At 70.3% G+C, this 14,559-nt stretch carries 15 protein-coding genes, 1 tRNA gene and 1 riboswitch; of the genes, 8 read left to right on the top strand and 8 right to left on the bottom strand.

The features are described from left to right. Position 1: 1 nt before the first annotated feature. Together OG844_RS15170 and OG844_RS15165 are read right to left on the bottom strand one after the other, a co-directional pair. The gene (locus tag OG844_RS15170; RefSeq protein ID WP_406390660.1) at positions 2 to 2,536 is read right to left on the bottom strand and encodes an FtsX-like permease family protein; all 2,535 of its coding nucleotides are present in this window, start codon (positions 2,534 to 2,536) and stop codon (positions 2 to 4) included. After that, the gene (locus tag OG844_RS15165) at positions 2,533 to 3,234 is read right to left on the bottom strand and encodes a helix-turn-helix domain-containing protein (protein ID WP_406390658.1); all 702 of its coding nucleotides are present in this window, start codon (positions 3,232 to 3,234) and stop codon (positions 2,533 to 2,535) included. Before OG844_RS15165 ends, OG844_RS15170 begins: the two co-directional genes overlap by 4 nt. Positions 3,235 to 3,407: 173 nt before the next feature. Here OG844_RS15165 and OG844_RS15160 point away from each other — a divergent pair, with 173 nt between their 5' ends. Further along, the gene (locus OG844_RS15160) at positions 3,408 to 4,052 is read left to right on the top strand and encodes an NADPH-dependent F420 reductase (RefSeq protein WP_406390656.1); all 645 of its coding nucleotides are present in this window, start codon (positions 3,408 to 3,410) and stop codon (positions 4,050 to 4,052) included. Between the two features lie 117 nt (positions 4,053 to 4,169). Here OG844_RS15160 and OG844_RS15155 read toward each other — a convergent pair whose 3' ends face one another. Continuing rightward, entirely contained in the window at positions 4,170 to 4,922 is a 753-nt protein-coding gene (locus OG844_RS15155) for a methyltransferase domain-containing protein (RefSeq protein WP_406390654.1), read from the bottom strand. A 27-nt stretch (positions 4,923 to 4,949) separates the two neighbouring features. On the opposite strand from OG844_RS15155, the gene OG844_RS15150 reads away from it, so the two are divergent. Then, on the top strand, positions 4,950 to 5,354 hold the full coding sequence (locus OG844_RS15150) for a MerR family transcriptional regulator (protein ID WP_406390652.1): 405 nt from the start codon (positions 4,950 to 4,952) through the stop codon (positions 5,352 to 5,354). Positions 5,355 to 5,657: 303 nt separating this feature from the next. On the opposite strand, the gene OG844_RS15145 is transcribed toward OG844_RS15150, so the two are convergent. Continuing rightward, a complete protein-coding gene (locus tag OG844_RS15145) occupies positions 5,658 to 6,068 on the bottom strand; it encodes a VOC family protein (RefSeq protein WP_406390650.1) in 411 nt (136 codons plus the stop codon). An 85-nt stretch (positions 6,069 to 6,153) separates the two neighbouring features. Continuing rightward, positions 6,154 to 6,513, bottom strand: a complete 360-nt coding sequence (locus tag OG844_RS15140; protein WP_406396143.1) for a helix-turn-helix domain-containing protein — start codon at positions 6,511 to 6,513, stop codon at positions 6,154 to 6,156. A 158-nt stretch (positions 6,514 to 6,671) separates the two neighbouring features. On the opposite strand from OG844_RS15140, the gene OG844_RS15135 reads away from it, so the two are divergent. Beyond that, entirely contained in the window at positions 6,672 to 7,052 is a 381-nt protein-coding gene (locus tag OG844_RS15135; RefSeq protein ID WP_406390648.1) for a hypothetical protein, read from the top strand. A 38-nt stretch (positions 7,053 to 7,090) separates the two neighbouring features. On the opposite strand, the gene OG844_RS15130 is transcribed toward OG844_RS15135, so the two are convergent. The 3 genes from OG844_RS15130 to OG844_RS15120 form a co-directional block, all read right to left on the bottom strand. Further along, positions 7,091 to 7,387: a hypothetical protein gene (locus OG844_RS15130; RefSeq protein WP_406390646.1), complete on the bottom strand. Its 297-nt coding sequence runs from the start codon at positions 7,385 to 7,387 to the stop codon at positions 7,091 to 7,093. Between the two features lie 142 nt (positions 7,388 to 7,529). Continuing rightward, positions 7,530 to 7,799: a hypothetical protein gene (locus OG844_RS15125; protein WP_406390644.1), complete on the bottom strand. Its 270-nt coding sequence runs from the start codon at positions 7,797 to 7,799 to the stop codon at positions 7,530 to 7,532. Positions 7,800 to 8,371: 572 nt separating this feature from the next. Continuing rightward, positions 8,372 to 9,016: a YceI family protein gene (locus OG844_RS15120; protein ID WP_406390642.1), complete on the bottom strand. Its 645-nt coding sequence runs from the start codon at positions 9,014 to 9,016 to the stop codon at positions 8,372 to 8,374. A 199-nt stretch (positions 9,017 to 9,215) separates the two neighbouring features. Between OG844_RS15120 and OG844_RS15115 the strand changes: the two genes are divergently transcribed. From OG844_RS15115 to OG844_RS15095, 5 genes are all read left to right on the top strand, one after another. Beyond that, positions 9,216 to 10,589, top strand: coding sequence for a hypothetical protein (locus OG844_RS15115; RefSeq protein ID WP_406390641.1), 1,374 nt, complete (start codon positions 9,216 to 9,218; stop codon positions 10,587 to 10,589). 69 nt (positions 10,590 to 10,658) lie between these two features. Continuing rightward, a tRNA-Gln gene (locus OG844_RS15110) sits at positions 10,659 to 10,734 on the top strand. Between the two features lie 372 nt (positions 10,735 to 11,106). Continuing rightward, positions 11,107 to 12,396, top strand: coding sequence for a cytochrome P450 (locus OG844_RS15105; RefSeq protein WP_406390639.1), 1,290 nt, complete (start codon positions 11,107 to 11,109; stop codon positions 12,394 to 12,396). After that, entirely contained in the window at positions 12,393 to 13,616 is a 1,224-nt protein-coding gene (locus OG844_RS15100; RefSeq protein ID WP_406390638.1) for a cytochrome P450, read from the top strand. The genes OG844_RS15105 and OG844_RS15100 overlap by 4 nt, the downstream gene beginning before the upstream one ends. A gap of 124 nt (positions 13,617 to 13,740) precedes the next feature. Beyond that, positions 13,741 to 13,851: riboswitch (SAM riboswitch) on the top strand. 49 nt (positions 13,852 to 13,900) lie between these two features. Beyond that, positions 13,901 to 14,311, top strand: coding sequence for a hypothetical protein (locus OG844_RS15095; protein WP_406390636.1), 411 nt, complete (start codon positions 13,901 to 13,903; stop codon positions 14,309 to 14,311). Positions 14,312 to 14,559 lie beyond the last annotated feature (248 nt).

Here is a 14,559-nt window from a genome sequence, read left to right as displayed (position 1 = left end):
GCTATTCCCTGGCCGTCGCCACCGTCACTGCCCTAACCCGCAGTGCAAGGCGGCCCGGCACGGACGTTGCGATGAGCGCGAGCAGTCCGGCTCCGGCGACGACTGCGACGTAGGTGAGAGGCGTGACGGTCGGCGCCGCCCGGCCCGTCATGCCGACGCTGAACGCCGTCAGGATGGCCAGGGCGATGCAACTGCCGAGCGCGGTGGCCAGGAGGAGCACGGACAGGGCCTCGATACGCAGCATGCGCAGCACCTGGCGGCGGGTCGCCCCGGAGAGCCGTAGCAGTGCGAACTCCCGGATGCGCTCGGAGACGGACATGGCGAGTGTGTTGACGACGGCGATGGCGGTGAAGGCCAGGACGAGCCCCATCGCGATGAGGTTCACCTCGGAGGCGGACTGCTGGCGTTGCGCCAGCATGGTGTCCGCGGCGGCCGGGGAGAGTGCCGTGAGGCCAGGGAACTGCCGCAGTGTGGTCGCGACGTCTGCCTGCGTACGGTCCGTGCCGACCAGGAGGGAGGAGGAGAGCGGGTTGTCCACGTGGCGTGCGACCAGATCGTGCGCGAGGGTGAGGTCTCCGAAGCCGAGGCCTCTGGCGTAGACGGCGGCGACGGTGAGCGTGGCGGGTGTGCCGTCGCCGAGTGTCAGCTCCAGGGTGCTTCCGGGCTTCAAACGGAGTCGAGCTGCGGCCAGTTCACTGACGGCGACAGTGCTCTGCGTGAGCCTGTCGAGCGAGCCGGCGGTGATGTCCGGGTCCCAGGTGCGGGAGAGACCGGCCGGAGTGACGCCCTGGGCCGTGTACGTGTCCAGGCCGACCCTGACCGTCGTACCGACCACCTCCGTGACGACGTCGTCGTGCGTACGCAGTCGGTGTGCCGCCTCGGACGGGATGCCCGGGCCCCGGGACGCGACAACCCAGTCGGCTCGGATGCCCTCGCGGGTCTCGGCGCGGGCGGCGTTGCCGAGCGTCGGCTGTACGAAGAGCACCGTGCAGGTCATGCCGACGAGCAGAGTGAGCGGAGTGACGACGGAGGCCATACGGACGGCGTTCCCGCGGAGGTTGGCGGTGGCGAGTCTGCCGCCGTGGCCGGCCGCCCGCAGTGGCCCGGCGAGGAGAAAGGCTGCTCCCCTGACCAGGAGAGGCCCGAGCAGCGCCACAGCCGTGGACAGGACGACGACCGCGAGGAACGTCACCGGAGTCGACGCGGGCTCGGTGTGCAGGACGCCGAGCAGCGCGACGAGGACGACGCCGCCGGCCAGCAGCACCAGGCCGGCGACGAGGCGGCCCCACGCGGGCCGGGTGGATTCGACCTGCGCTTCGGCGAGTGCCTCGGCCGGCCGGATCCGGGAAACCCGGCGGGACGCGATCCGAGCGGCCGCCCAGGCCCCGAACAGGGTCGCGGCGACGGCGGCGAGCACCGGGAACACACTGACGGTGTGCTGAAGTGTGGCGGGCACGGCGCCCAGACCGACGAACCTGCCGTGCAGCCACCCGCCGAGAGGAAGGCCCGCCAGGGCTCCGGCCGTGCCCGCGGCCGCTCCGACGATCAGGGCCTCGCGCCCGAGCAGCCTGCGGATCTGTCCGGAGGTGGCGGCGATGGCGCGGAGCAGGGCGAGTTCGCGGTGGCGCTGCTGGACGGTGAGCGCAAAGGTCCCGACGACCACGAGGACCGCCACGAGCAGCGAGGTGCCGGCCATCGCCCCACCCATGCTGACCAGCTTGACGCGCCCGGCGGCGGCGTCCAGGAACTCCACCGGCCCCCGCGCGTCGCCGGTGCTGACCTGGGCACCGGTTCCGTGCAGTGCCTCGGTTACTGCCCGTACCAGCGGTCCCTTACGGGTGTCGGTCCCTGCGGCCGGGAGGACACCGAAGGCGGTCACCTGCCCGGGGCGGTCGGCGAGGCGGAGGGCCTCCGGGGCGGAGAAGAACAGGGACGTCTGGTTGGCAACGACTCTGGCGGGGGCGGCCACACCGGAGACGCGGTAGGAGCGCGGAGCTTGCGTCGACTGGACGGTGAGGTGGTCCCCGGGTTCCAGGCGGGCGCGCTCGGCGAGGTAGCGGTCGATCACCACATCGGTGGCCGCCTGCGGGGCGGAGCCCGCGGTCAGCCGGTACGGGGTCAGCTCGGCGGACGCCCAGTCGTGCCCGTATGTGGCCCTGTCTCCGGTACCGCCCGGGGTCAGCGGCTGGGCCAGGAAGGTGAGTTCGGGGATCACTCGGCCGATGCCGGGAGTCCCGGCGAGGGTCTGCCCGATGTCTGCGGGGAGCCAGGCACGTTCGGCGATGGGTTTGGCCTTGTGCTTGACCTTGGTCTTGCCCTTCTTCTGCGTGACGGTGGTCCGGTGGACGTTCTGGTCGGCGGAGACCATGACCGGAGCCGCGGCGTAGCGTTCGGTGCGGATGGTCCCGCGCAGCCCGGTCTCCAGGAGGGTGCCGCATGCGGTGATCATGGCTGCTGCGCACATGAGGGCGACGAAGGCACCGGCGAAGCCGGCCTTGCGCGCACGGACGGTCTTCAGGGCGTAGCGCAGCATCATGAGGGGTCTGCCTCTCCGCTGTGGGATACGTGGGCGTCTTCCCGGCCGGCTCCGGTCGTGCCGGCGTCCGCCGTGGGCCCGGGAGCGGGGAAGGCGAGGAACCGGGTGAGCAGGGTGCGCGCGCCGGGCGGCGTCTCGGAATCGGGCCGCTTGTATCGGTTGAGGAGGGCGATGTACTCCTCGAAGAACTCCCGGAGTTCGGGCAGCGTGAGCCGGACGGAGCCGCGCGAGTACGGGAACGCGTCCGCCCACGGGCCGTCGTCCGCGTCTCGCCGGAGACGCTCGAAGAGGTCCAGGTCGGCGGCGTACGCATGGTGGTTCAGCTCGTCCATGACGTGCCGCGTCTCAGGGCTCTGACGGCTGCGCGGCGGGAAGCGGCGGTCACCGGGTACGGCACGCCACCAGCGCTCCCGGCGCCCGGAGGCCGCAACCTCCGCCCCGTCTGTGAAGTCCGCCTCCTCGGCGAAGCCGTACCTGGCCAGCTCGCGCACGTGGTAGCTCGTCGACCCCGTGTTCAGCCCGAGGGCCCGGGCGAGCGTCGCCGACGTGGCGGGACCGTGCAGGGTCAGGTGCTCGAGCACACGCTGACGGCGCGGATGGGCGAGCGCCTTGAGCGTGGCGAGATCGCCGATCTCGACGGGCGCAGGGGACGGACGTTCCGGCTCTGCGGGGCAGGGTGCACCGGGTTGCTGTGGCATGCCTACACAGTCGTCTGTGCACAGGTGTCTGTGCATTGCGGCGACCCGGCGTCCTCAGCGGGGGGTTATCCCTACCGGCCAGGCCGGGGCCCGAGACGTAGGGCTGATGGGGGAGGGCAGACCGGTCTTCGGGACGAGGCGACGACGGGACGGCCCGGCATAGCGTTACGACCATGAGAATCGGAATCTTAGGAACGGGCCATGTAGGGCGCGCGCTGGCCATGGGCTGGGCCCGAGCGGGACACGACGTCGTTCTCGGGTCCCGGCGGCCTGACGACGCGCAACTGCGGTCCGAACTGGCATCCGCGGTGGGGGACGACATCCCGGTCGTGGACACGGCGGCGGCCGTGGCCGGTGCGGAGGTGCTGGTCAACGCGACACCCGGCACCGCGTCAGTGGCGCTGCTCGGGGGAGTCGGGGCGCCTGCCCTGGCCGGCAAAGTGCTCATCGACGTCGCGGTCGGCTTCGGGGAGGACAACACCCTTTCCCACCCCGTGGAGAGCCTGGGCGAGGAGATCCAGCGGACGTTCCCGGACCTACGGGTCGTCAAGACGCTCTGTACCGTCGACGCCCGGCTCATGGTGGCACCGGACTCGGTCGAGGGCCCCAGCACCCTTTTCCTGTCGGGCGACGACGCAGAGGCCAAGGTCACGGCCGGCGCACTGCTGAACGACCTGGGGTGGCCCTCGGAATCGCTCCTCGACCTCGGCGGCATCACCACCGCGCGCGGCCAGGAGCACTACAGCCTGCTCTTCATGGGGATCGCCGAAGCCCTCGGCTCCTACGGCTTCGGCGTGCGGGTGGTGCGGCAGGTCTGATCCGGGAGGGCTACCCGCACCACACCCCGGCTTCCACCAGGCAGCGCACGCCTCGGCGTCGGAGGCCGCCGTGCCTCGGGCCGCCGCGACGGCTGCGGCCCGAGGTGGTGCTCCCGCTCAGTCGCGCGGAACGGTGGCGGAGGCGAGGAAGAACGGCACCGCCATGAAGAACCTGTCCCGCACCGCCCGGTCGCGCTGTTCGGCGATCCACGCCTTGGCCTCGCGCGCAGGGACGCCGCCCGCCGCGGCGGCCGCTTCGGCCAGACCCGTCGCCATGGGCAGCAGCTCCAGCCCGGTGAAGACGGCCGTCCGGACCTCCACACGCACCTCGTGGAACCCCGCGTCCAGCAGCAGGTTCCGGTGGGCGCGCGCGGCACGGGGACTGGCGACCAGGGCGGCCCTCGCCCGGACGATGGTCTGGGTCAGGGCCGCGTCGTCGGAGTCGATCACCGCCGTGTCCGAGTCCTGCCCCACCAGCACCGCCCGCCCTCCCGGCTTGAGCACCCGCCGCGCCTCGGCCAGCGCCCGTGTCGGGTCGGGGAGGGTGTGCAGCAGCTTGTCGGCCCGGTACCCGGCCAGGGAGGCGTCGCCGTACGGCAGGTCACAGGCGTCCGCGACGCGGAACGTCCCGCCCGGCAGCCGGTCGCGGGCCGCCTCGATCATGCCCTCGTCGAGGTCGGCGCCCTCGGCCGCCACTCCCAAGGCCGTCAGGTCGCCGACCGCGCGCCCGGCCCCGCAGCCGGCGTCGAGTACGGTCCCGTCCACGGGCCCGCGGAGCAACGCATAGGTGAGCGAGCGTAGTTCGGCGGCTCCGGGTGAGTGGTCGACGGCGTCGAGCACGCGCAGAAGGTTCTTCGTGTCCTTGTCCATGACGCCAGGCTGCGACTTAATGCCGACATGAAGTCAAGCGATTCCCTGACGGCTGTCCTGAGTATCGGAGTCCTGGCCGAGCGGTTCGGTCTCGCCACGCACGTGCTGCGCCACTGGGAGGCGGAAGGGCTGCTCGCCCCGGCCCGCGACGTGGCCGGCCGCCGCCGCTACGGCGAACAGGACGCGGTCCGGGTCGCGGTGATCCTGCGCGGCAAGGAGGCGGGGCTCGGCCTCGACGCCATCCGCACGCTGGTCTCGGCGTCCGCTCCCGGCGCGCGCCGGTCGGTCCTGCGCGGGGAGGCGGAGGCGCTGCGCTCCAGGATCGCCGCCGCGCAGGCGTCCTTGGACCTGATCGAGTGCGCGCTCGCCTGCGAGCACGAGGACTTCATGGAGTGCCCGCACTTCCGGGGGACGGTCGGGCTCGCGCCCTGACGGCCGGGACCGCGGCAGTCAGGCGCAGGTGACGGTGATCCGCTCGGATACGAAAGAGCCCAGCAGGCCCTTGAGCATGCCGTGGTGTTCTTCTCCTCCGCACGCGCGGTCAGTTCGCCGCCCTCGCCGATGCACGCTCGGCGGCCGGGCGGTGCACGTCCCGCTCGTCGGCGGGGTTGTCGGCGAAGCCCAACGCAGCCTCCCCGGCCTCCGGACGGCCGTGTCCCGGTCGCTCTGTGTCGGGCCGGGCGACCGGTGGCGCCGGCGTGACTACCGCTGCGATCCGGGCGCCCCTGCCGCGCTTCAGGCCTTGAGTTGGGTGAACCGGAGGTGGTTGCCGAAGGGATCGCGCAGGCCGCAGTCGATCCCGTACGGGCGCTCCGTCGGCTCATCCGTGAACTCCACGCCCCGGGCAAGCAACGTCTCGTACGTCTTGCGGCAGTCCTCCGTGGTGAGGATGAGCGCGCTGCCCAGCGCACCCTTGGTCAGCAGTTCGCGGACCTGCTCGGCTGTTTCCTCGGACATCGCCGGAGGGCCCGGCTTCTCCAGCAGGACCTGGCGGTCGGGATGGCCGGGGACGCTGACGGTGAGCCAGCGCATGAAGCCCATGTCGACGTCGGCGTTCACTTCCAGGCCGAGCTTGCCGACGTAGAAGTCGAGGGCCTCGTCCTGGTCGAGGACGAAGATCTGTGAGTGTGTGATTGCGTTGAACATGTGCATCACGCTAGTCGGCAGTCCCGTCGAAAACTTATCCAAAACCGCTCAGCCGTCGGTCCCGGTCGGAGGGTCGCACCGGCGTTCAGCCACTCGGCCGCGTCCATGCCTTCGTGAAGCACGTGGGCACGTTCATGGCAGCCGTTTCCTTGCGGTACGTCCTCGGCGACCGGCCGACGATGTCGCGGAACGTGCGGCTGAATGTACCGGTGCTGCCGAAGCCGACCTCGTAACAGATGTCCGTGACACTGCGGTCGCTTTCCCGCAGCAGGAACATCGCCCGTTCGACACGGCGCCGCTGCAGATAGCGGTGCGGAGTCTCGCCGAAGGTGGCGCGGAAGGTGCGGGCGAAGTGCGCCGGTGACACATGGGCGATCCTGGCCAGTGCCGGTACGCCCAGGGGATGCGCGTACGCACGGTCCATCGCGTCCCTTGCCCGGAGCATGCGACGGTTGGTCTCTTCCACGGTGCGGCTCACGGCGCCATCCCACCACAGGATTCCAGGCCCCTCGGCGACAACTCAGCCGCTGAAGGGAAAGGCAGCCGCGAGCCGACCGGATGGGGTGTCCGGTGGCTGTCCTACCCCCTCAGTACGCTCGGGCCATGAGCGTCTCCCTGTACTACTGCGCGAGCCGGGCGATCCCACTTACGGATGCCGAGACGGCCGCTGTCGAGCGCATCGTCGCCGCCCACATGGCGTCCTTCCCGTACGAGGACCAGGAGAGCCTGTACCTGTACGACAGCGATGACAGCCGACCGGACGAGGTGGTGGCCGGGTCCACCAAGATGCCGCTCGATCCCGACCGGGTGCTGCCGGTGCTCGACCATGTGCTGGGCTCGGTCACCGAGCTCCGCCGTGCCCTCCCGGGAGCGGAGTGGCGCGTGCACCTGGACGACCTCGACGTCCCGTGGGAGGAGGCCGAGGGTTACGCCTTCCCCGGCATGCGCGATGCGGACCTCGCAGCCGATCTGGGCGGTCGCTGAGGACCCGGCCCCCGTGGGCTTCGGCGGTGGCGCGGTGGTCAGGGCAGACGTGTCAGGTCGCGGAGCCGGCTGACCTGTCGGATTCGGTAGTCGTCTGCGCTGATGTCCGCAGTCCTCTGCACGACCGCCGTGGGGTGCATCGAGTCGGCGCCCTCGCCAGGATGACGGTGCCCCTCTGGGGCGACGGTCAGTTCCTGCTTGTGCGACAGTGCGATCCGGCGCCGGGTGGGGTCGACGTCGAGGATCTGGTACGTCCCGATCGGGCTGCCGGTCGCGGTCAGCTTGGTGACGTCCGTGCGCAGGATGGCCGCTATCCCGAAGTCGAGGACCTTCACCGTGCCGTCCTGCGCTCAGGGCGCTACGGGGGCGTCCACGCGCAAGGTCGGCGGGCTCGGGCCAGTCGGCAGCGCCCGGACCGGCGCTCGCGGGGTGCGGACGGCGAGCCGGGCGCGGGGGAGTCATGCCTGCCGTCCACGGTCAGATGCTGAGCCGGGTGAGCCTCTTCGCCGTACTGCAATGCTTGGTCCGCCCGTGCCGCCACAGCTGCACTGTGGTCAGTGTGAGGAGCCCGGCGAACACCACGAGGAAGACGCCCGCGATCGCCGTCTGCCGCCCGCCTGTATCCGCATCGTTGTAGGAGAGCAGGGTGAGGGCCGACAGCAGCATCCCCGCCACGTATACCGAGCGGACGCGCCGAAACTGCCGCACCGCACGAGGAGCAAGAGCAACACGCTTCACGAGAGCCATGCTCACCTCCGTACCCCCTCCAGGGGCGATGAGACGTCGACTCATCAGACAACTTCCCTCTGCGGAAGGGGCCTCAGGGACGGTCGACGCGCCCTCGGACGGGATATCCGCCGTGCGTGAAGAGCGCTGATGTGGTGACAAGGGCGGGCCGCAGTACGGGCCCGAAGGGTGGGTCCGGCCGTACATGACTCCGCCGGGCCAACCAGGCCACCAGGGCCGGACGGTGGCTTCCGGCCGGCCGGCGGGACTCGAAGGACGCCAGGGACCGGTCGGAGAGTCCGGGTACGCGTCGCGACGTTGCGTCGGCGCGATAGGCGGTGTCGTCGGTGCGCCGATGCACACCTCCCCGTCCTGCTGCCGCAGGTGGTGTCCGGGGAAGTTGACCGACTCCGGTGACTCGGCCGAGGGGCCGCCAGGCGGGCAAACGGCGGCACGGATCGAGATGTCGTCGAAGCGTGCAAGGGGCTTGCTCGGTGCCGCTCGGCCGGTGGCCGACGTCAGCCGGGTGGCGTGTACGCCGTTGGCGCCAAAGGCGTATTCGGAGCCTTGGGTCCCGGAGCGACGTTCCGGGGTCAGCCCGTGGCTCGGATAGCGGCGATGTCGAACTGGAGGCGGAGCCTCTCGCTCACCATGGCGCCGCCCTCGGCCAGCCGCGCGTTGTACGTCAGGCCCCAGTCCGAGCGGTTGATGGTGGTGGTGCCGTCGAAGCCGACCCGCTCGTACCCGAACGGGTCGGTCACGTAACCGATGTAGGTGAGGTCCAGAACCACGGGGCGGGCGATTCCCCTGATGGCCAGGTCGCCGGTCATGCGGAAGACCTCCTTGTTCGCCATCTTCACAGCGGTGCTGGTGAAGGTGATCCGCGGGTGCCTCGCGGCGTCCAGGAAGTCACGGCCGACCAGATGGGCGTCACGCTGTTCCACGCCCGTGTCGACGCTCGCGGTGGCCAGTGCGATCTGGGCCCTGGAACGGGCCGGGTTCCGGCCGTCGAAGTAGAGGCGGCTCTCGTACTCCGCGAAGGAGCCTCGCACCGTCGTCACCATGGCGTGCCGCACGGAGAACCCGATCCTGCTGTGTGCGGGGTCGATCATCCACTCTCCGGTGAGGGCCGCCAGGGCCGGATCCGGCACCACCGCGGCCGCGGGGGCCGTGAGGGCCACCGGGGCGGTCGGTGCCGCTGTGCGTCGGAGGGTGGAACTGCGGCTGAAGAGGTTCATGATCATGTTGTTACTCGGGGGTAAGCAGCACCCGCAAGGCCGGATGGGGAAACCCGACCATTCATGAGCAGACTTTCACAGGGTGGAGTTCCGGTCGGCGACATCGCCACGGAACGAACGACCTGCTGGTGGGAATCCGCGGTTGCCGCCTGCGGATATCCAGTTGGGCACGTGGCCGAGGAATGACAAGGTGACGCTCATGCCGTCGCCCACAGTCGAAGAACTCCTCCGTGAACTGCACGCCTCGCTCACACTGCGCAGGCGTCCGGAGGATGTGGCCCGGCTCATCCAGGATCTGTACGCGGCCCAGGGCACCGAACTCGACGCGACCGCGGAGGCGGCACTCGCGAAGGCCGCCGAGCATTCGCTGCGCAACGTCTGGCACGGTTACACCTCCATGCGGGAGGACTTCGCCCGCCCCGTCGGCGCACAGCGTCAACTCGGCCGTGTGGCCGACCTGTTCATGGACGTGGCGGAGCTCCCGGACAGTGAGGGAGACGATCCGGACCGGATCGAGGAAGTCATCCGGCGTGCAGGCGAGACCATAGGCCGCGCGTACGGACAGAACGACTTCGGCGTGGACCGTCTCGACCGGGCCGAGCGAGCTGCCGCCGGTCTCGGCGAGGTCTCCAAGCGTCAGTACAACAAGCGCTTCCGTCTCCTGCGCCGTACGGAGGCGAAGCTGGCGCGGCTGATTCACGAGCAACGCCGCCGCGAGGTGACCATGACGGGCAAGGGAGCGCTCGCCCACGCACTGCCGTACGGCCTCTTCGCCACGGATCCGGACACGGCGGCCTTCATCGCGTACTTCACGGCGCGGGGCTACATGCGCAGTGTGTTCACCAACGGCCGGCAGCGCCAGGTCTACGACGAGGTCGCCGACGCACTGTTCCAGCGCCTGCGCGCGCATCCTGAGCGGACCTGCTGGTCTGCGGTCGCGCACGTGCATCCCACGTCGGAGGTGCTTAGCGAGGTGTCCGACGAGGACCTCACCCACCTGCTGGTCCGGTGGAACGGCTTCCTGCGCCAGGTCGCGGAACTGCTGGAGGACGCCTGGAACCGGCATCCGTTGGAGCGCGACACGATGATCGTGCGCCGCGGCGACGACTCATCGACATGGAACCAGGCCGCACAGGCGTGGAACGCGGCCCGAGCCCACTGGTTCGCGATCCTGTCCGAGCTGGGCCAGGACAAGATCCTGGATCGCGTCTGCCCGGGCAAGGTGCCCCGGCTGATGGCTGCCGATGTGGCGTACTGGCACCGCATGAGCGGCGGCGGGCTGCACCCCGACACCTACATCTGGGCAGAGCTGCCGTTGCCCTGGGAAGTGCTCCGGGGCGAGAGGGAATGCCCGCGCTCACTGGTCGAGGAGGTCTGCGCGCGGCATCGGATGGACCCGGTCGCCGGTGCCTGGACGGCCCCCAGGCCTACGGTCGAAGCTGTCGCCTTCCGCCGGACGCCCGAACTGGTCCATGGTGTTGCCGTGAGGGACCCGCTCATGGCCAGTGCCCTCCGGTCCGCCGGAGTGTTCTCCGGCAAGGGCAAACGCGCGGCGGTGAGGGAGTGGCTGTGATCGACGGCCCCAGCACCTCGGGAAATCCGGTTGCCCGAAATGGCGCCCCCCGGCCATGATCGACGTGGCGGCGAGGAAGCTCTGTGGAGGAGCGCCCGGCTCTGATCCCGGGTGGACGTAGGTTCGAATCCTGCCCTCGTCGCCACCCTCACTTCATACTCGACCTGCTCAACCCGAGCTTGGAAAAGGCCCGTTCAGGTTTCCGGGGCGCCCTCGGTGATTCCCCCCGTGATCGAGCGCCGCAGCAACGGCCGCCAGCCATCACCGCTTCCGAACTGCCCGCCGGGCGCGGCGGCAGGTCTCGGCGCGCGCCGGCTGACTCCGTACGGCACGCCGGTGCCCCGGAGCGCGATCTGTCCGTTTTCGATCATTCGCGAACCAGACCGGGCATGACGTGATCGTTAAAGGTCGGAAATCGGCGCGATTGGCGCCCGATGCTTCACTCAACCTCCTTATAGTGGTCCCGCGTTGATCGTATGGCCGCAACGCGCGAAGCCGTCTCCCAGGAGTCCGTACGATGACGACCCCTCCTCCGTCCGCCGCGCCCGCATCCGGCGGTGGCTGCCCCGCGCACGCCGCCACCGCCCCCGTACCGCTGAGCGGCCCGGAGTTCCACACCGCTCCGCAGGCCCTCTACAGGACCATGCGGCACGAGTACGGGCCCGTGGTGCCGGTCGAGCTCCCCGGCGGCTTCCCGGCCTGGCTGGTCGTCGGATACCGGGAGCTCCACCAGGTCACCAGCGACGGCGAGTTGTTCCCGAGGGATGTCGGGCTGTGGAACCAGTGGGAGCACATTCCCGAGGACTGGCCACTGCTCCCCATGGTCGGCCGTCCGATGCCGTCCATCTACTTCACCGCGGGGGCCGAACACCGGCGGCATGCCGAGATGGTGGTGCCCGCGCTCGAAAGCGCCGATCCGTTCGAGATCCGGGGGCACTGCGAGCAGCTCGCTGACCGGCTCATCGACGACATCTGCAGCCGGGGCACGGCCGACCTCGTCGCCGAGTTCGCCGAACCGCTTCCCCTGCTCGTCCTCGCCCGGCTCGTCGGCTTCCCCGACGCCGAAGGAGCGGACATCGCCCGGGTCCTGAAGGACCTGGCCGACGGGGGGCCCGGCGCGCAGGAGGCGTACGGGCGGTTCGCCGAGCACATGCAGCGGCTCGTGGCGGTCAAGCGGGCCGCGCCCGGGGACGACGTCACCTCCCGGATGCTCGCGAACCCGGAGCCGTTCACCGATCAGGAGTACGCGCTCGACCTCATGGCCATCACCGCCGCCGGCCATCTGACCACGGCCGACTGGATCAGCAACTCCCTGCGGCTGATGCTCACCGAGGACCAGTTCGCCGACTCGCTCGCCGGTGGCCGGCGCAGCGTCGGCGACGCCATGAACGAGGTCCTCTGGGAAGAGAGCCCGACCCAGATCCTCGCCGGCCGCTGGGCGGTCCGCGACACCCAGCTCGGCGGACGGACGATCCGTGCCGGGGACATGCTGCTGCTCGGTCTGGGGGCGGCCAACACCGACCCCCTCGTACGCCAGGACCTGGGGTCCGACGGTGCCACGAGGCACGGCAGCAACAGCGCGCACCTGGCCTTCAGCCATGGTGAGTACCGCTGCCCCTTCCCCGCGCAGGAGATTGCCGAGATCATCGCCCGTACCGGGATCGAGGTCCTCCTCGACCGGCTGCCCGATCTCGAACTCGCCGTCGCCGAGAAGGACCTCGTCCGGCGGCCGTCCGCCTTCCTGCGCGGGATGAACGCGCTCCCCGTCCGCTTCGCTCCCGTACGTACGACAGGAGATCTGCTGTGAACTGCCCTCACGCGACCGTGGTCATCGACCCCATGGTCCAGAACCTCGACGGTGAGACCGAGCAGTTGCGCCAGGCGGGCCCGCTCGCGCGCATCGAGCTGTTGGGGGTCCCCGCGTGGACCGTCACGCGGCACGCCGAAGCACGTCAACTGCTCGTCGAACCGCGGCTGGTGAAGGACCTGGACGCCTGGGGGCTGTGGAGGAGCGGTGAGGTCACCCACGCGTGGCCCCTGATCGGAATGATCGACGCCGGTCGCTCCATGTTCACGGTCGACGGCGGCGAGCACCGGAGGCTGCGGACGAAGACCTCCCAGGCGCTCACCCCGCGTCGGCTCGAGGCGGTCCGCCCCGCCATCGAGAAGTTCACCGAAGAGCTCCTCGACGCCCTCGCCGAGCAGGGCAAGGACGGGGTCGTCGATCTCAAGGCCGTCTTCGCCCAGCCGCTGCCGATGCGGGTCGTCGGGCTGCTGATGGGGGTGGACGAGGACCAGTTCCCGATGCTGACGAAGCAGTACAAGGCCTTCTTCTCCATGCTCACCCCGCAGGAGGAGCGCCTGGCGCTGCTGCGTGAACTGGACGTCTTCTACACGGACCTCGTACGCGAGAAGACAGCGCGGGCCACCGACGACCTCACCAGCGCCCTGATCCTGGCCGACGAGGGAGGCGAGCCCCTCACCGAGGAGGAGGTCGTCGGCAACCTCAAGGCCATGGTGGCCGCCGGGCACGAGACCACGATCGGGCTCATCCTCAACGCCGTACGCGCACTGCTCGCCCACCCCGACCAGCTGCGGATGGTGCTGGACGGGGAGATTTCGTGGGAGACGGTCGTCGAGGAGACGCTGCGCTGGGACACGCCCACCACGCACCTGCTGATGCGTTTCGCCACCGAGGACATCCAGGTCGGCGACCAGGTGATCGCCGAGGGAGAGGGCGTCGTCATCTCCTACCGGGTCATCGGACGCGATGCCGAACAGCACGGCGACGACGCCGACTCCTTCGACATCACCCGTCCGACACCGATCCGGCACATGACCTTCGGCCACGGCCCCCACATCTGCCCCGGTGCCGCGCTGTCACGGGTGGAGGCCGGCATCGCACTCCCCGCCCTCTTCGCGCGCTTCCCCGCGCTCAGGCTCGCGATACCGGACGACGAGATCCGCAAGCTGCCGGTGATGACGCAGAACGACATGGAGGCCTTCCCCGTCCTGCTGCACGGCTGAGGCGGGTCGGACCAGGAGAACCTGCGCGAGGGCGTGGACGCGTACGGGCGGGAGGCATCGCGCCCGTACGCGGGGGTGGTGTGCGAACCCCGACGCCCTCACGGCTCCTGTTACGCTTTTGACGGGTCATGAGTTCCAGTGGAAAGCCCCGGCTCGCTGGACGGCACCCCGCTCCGCTGCGGGTGCTCCGGGTGACGACCCGCTCCGCGCGGCACCGTGCGGGGAACAGCGGACCACCGGGGACAGGCCCCCGGGGTCCAGGACCCCGGAAGGCGACAACGGCCATGCTCCCTCACCTCATTCACCACGACGCCTGCGTGCGCTACGCGCCCGGCCACCACGTGCACTGGATCCACGCCAAGAAGTGCGTACAGGAACCCGGCCAGGCCGTGGAACTCCTGCTGACCGCGGGCGATGTCCGCGACGACGGATGGCTGGTTCTGCGCGCGGCCTTCGAACACCCCGGCGGCCTGCCCGAGGTGTGGACGCACGCTCCCGCCGATCTGCGGGAGTTGCTCACGGGCCACCGCGGGCGCGTGTACTGGCTGCCGCGCTGGCACGCGCTGCGCTTCGTCGGCCTCGGCGGTGAGGCGACCGGCCTCGTGAACGTGGGAACCGAGGGCGGTCCGCTGTGCGCGACGAGCGCACCCGATCCGCAGCACACGGGTCGCGGGGACCTCACCTACGGGCTGTAGCCAACCAGCTCCAGGAACAGGTGCGTTCGGCCGGTACCGCCCGATCCGGGCGGGCCGGTCCGTTCGTGATACCGGACAGAGTCCGGGTTTTCGTCGAATGCGCGCTCAATCCGTTGACGCAAGGTGCGTTCGATTCTACGGTCCCGTCCTGGCCGCCCGTCCGAAGTTACGAGCGTCGTTCGGCACGTCGAACAGATCAATGTCATGCGCATGGCAACCTCCTGGCCCTCGGTGACGACTGCCGGGTA

It is taken from the genome of Streptomyces sp. NBC_00887, assembly GCF_045207585.1.
This window is presented reverse-complemented; position numbering and strand designations above follow the sequence as displayed.

Excerpts from the sequence above, each read along its gene's own strand:
- OG844_RS15170 (WP_406390660.1), bottom strand. The coding sequence starts at position 2,536 with ATGATGCTGCGCTACGCCCTGAAGACCGTCCGTGCGCGCAAGGCCGGC.
- OG844_RS15165 (WP_406390658.1), bottom strand. The coding sequence starts at position 3,234 with ATGCCACAGCAACCCGGTGCACCCTGCCCCGCAGAGCCGGAACGTCCG.
- OG844_RS15160 (WP_406390656.1), top strand. The coding sequence starts at position 3,408 with ATGAGAATCGGAATCTTAGGAACGGGCCATGTAGGGCGCGCGCTGGCC.
- OG844_RS15155 (WP_406390654.1), bottom strand. The coding sequence starts at position 4,922 with ATGGACAAGGACACGAAGAACCTTCTGCGCGTGCTCGACGCCGTCGAC.
- OG844_RS15150 (WP_406390652.1), top strand. The coding sequence starts at position 4,950 with ATGAAGTCAAGCGATTCCCTGACGGCTGTCCTGAGTATCGGAGTCCTG.
- OG844_RS15145 (WP_406390650.1), bottom strand. The coding sequence starts at position 6,068 with ATGTTCAACGCAATCACACACTCACAGATCTTCGTCCTCGACCAGGAC.
- OG844_RS15140 (WP_406396143.1), bottom strand. The coding sequence starts at position 6,513 with ATGCTCCGGGCAAGGGACGCGATGGACCGTGCGTACGCGCATCCCCTG.
- OG844_RS15135 (WP_406390648.1), top strand. The coding sequence starts at position 6,672 with ATGAGCGTCTCCCTGTACTACTGCGCGAGCCGGGCGATCCCACTTACG.
- OG844_RS15125 (WP_406390644.1), bottom strand. The coding sequence starts at position 7,799 with ATGGCTCTCGTGAAGCGTGTTGCTCTTGCTCCTCGTGCGGTGCGGCAG.
- OG844_RS15120 (WP_406390642.1), bottom strand. The coding sequence starts at position 9,016 with ATGAACCTCTTCAGCCGCAGTTCCACCCTCCGACGCACAGCGGCACCG.
- OG844_RS15115 (WP_406390641.1), top strand. The coding sequence starts at position 9,216 with ATGCCGTCGCCCACAGTCGAAGAACTCCTCCGTGAACTGCACGCCTCG.
- OG844_RS15105 (WP_406390639.1), top strand. The coding sequence starts at position 11,107 with ATGACGACCCCTCCTCCGTCCGCCGCGCCCGCATCCGGCGGTGGCTGC.
- OG844_RS15095 (WP_406390636.1), top strand. The coding sequence starts at position 13,901 with ATGCTCCCTCACCTCATTCACCACGACGCCTGCGTGCGCTACGCGCCC.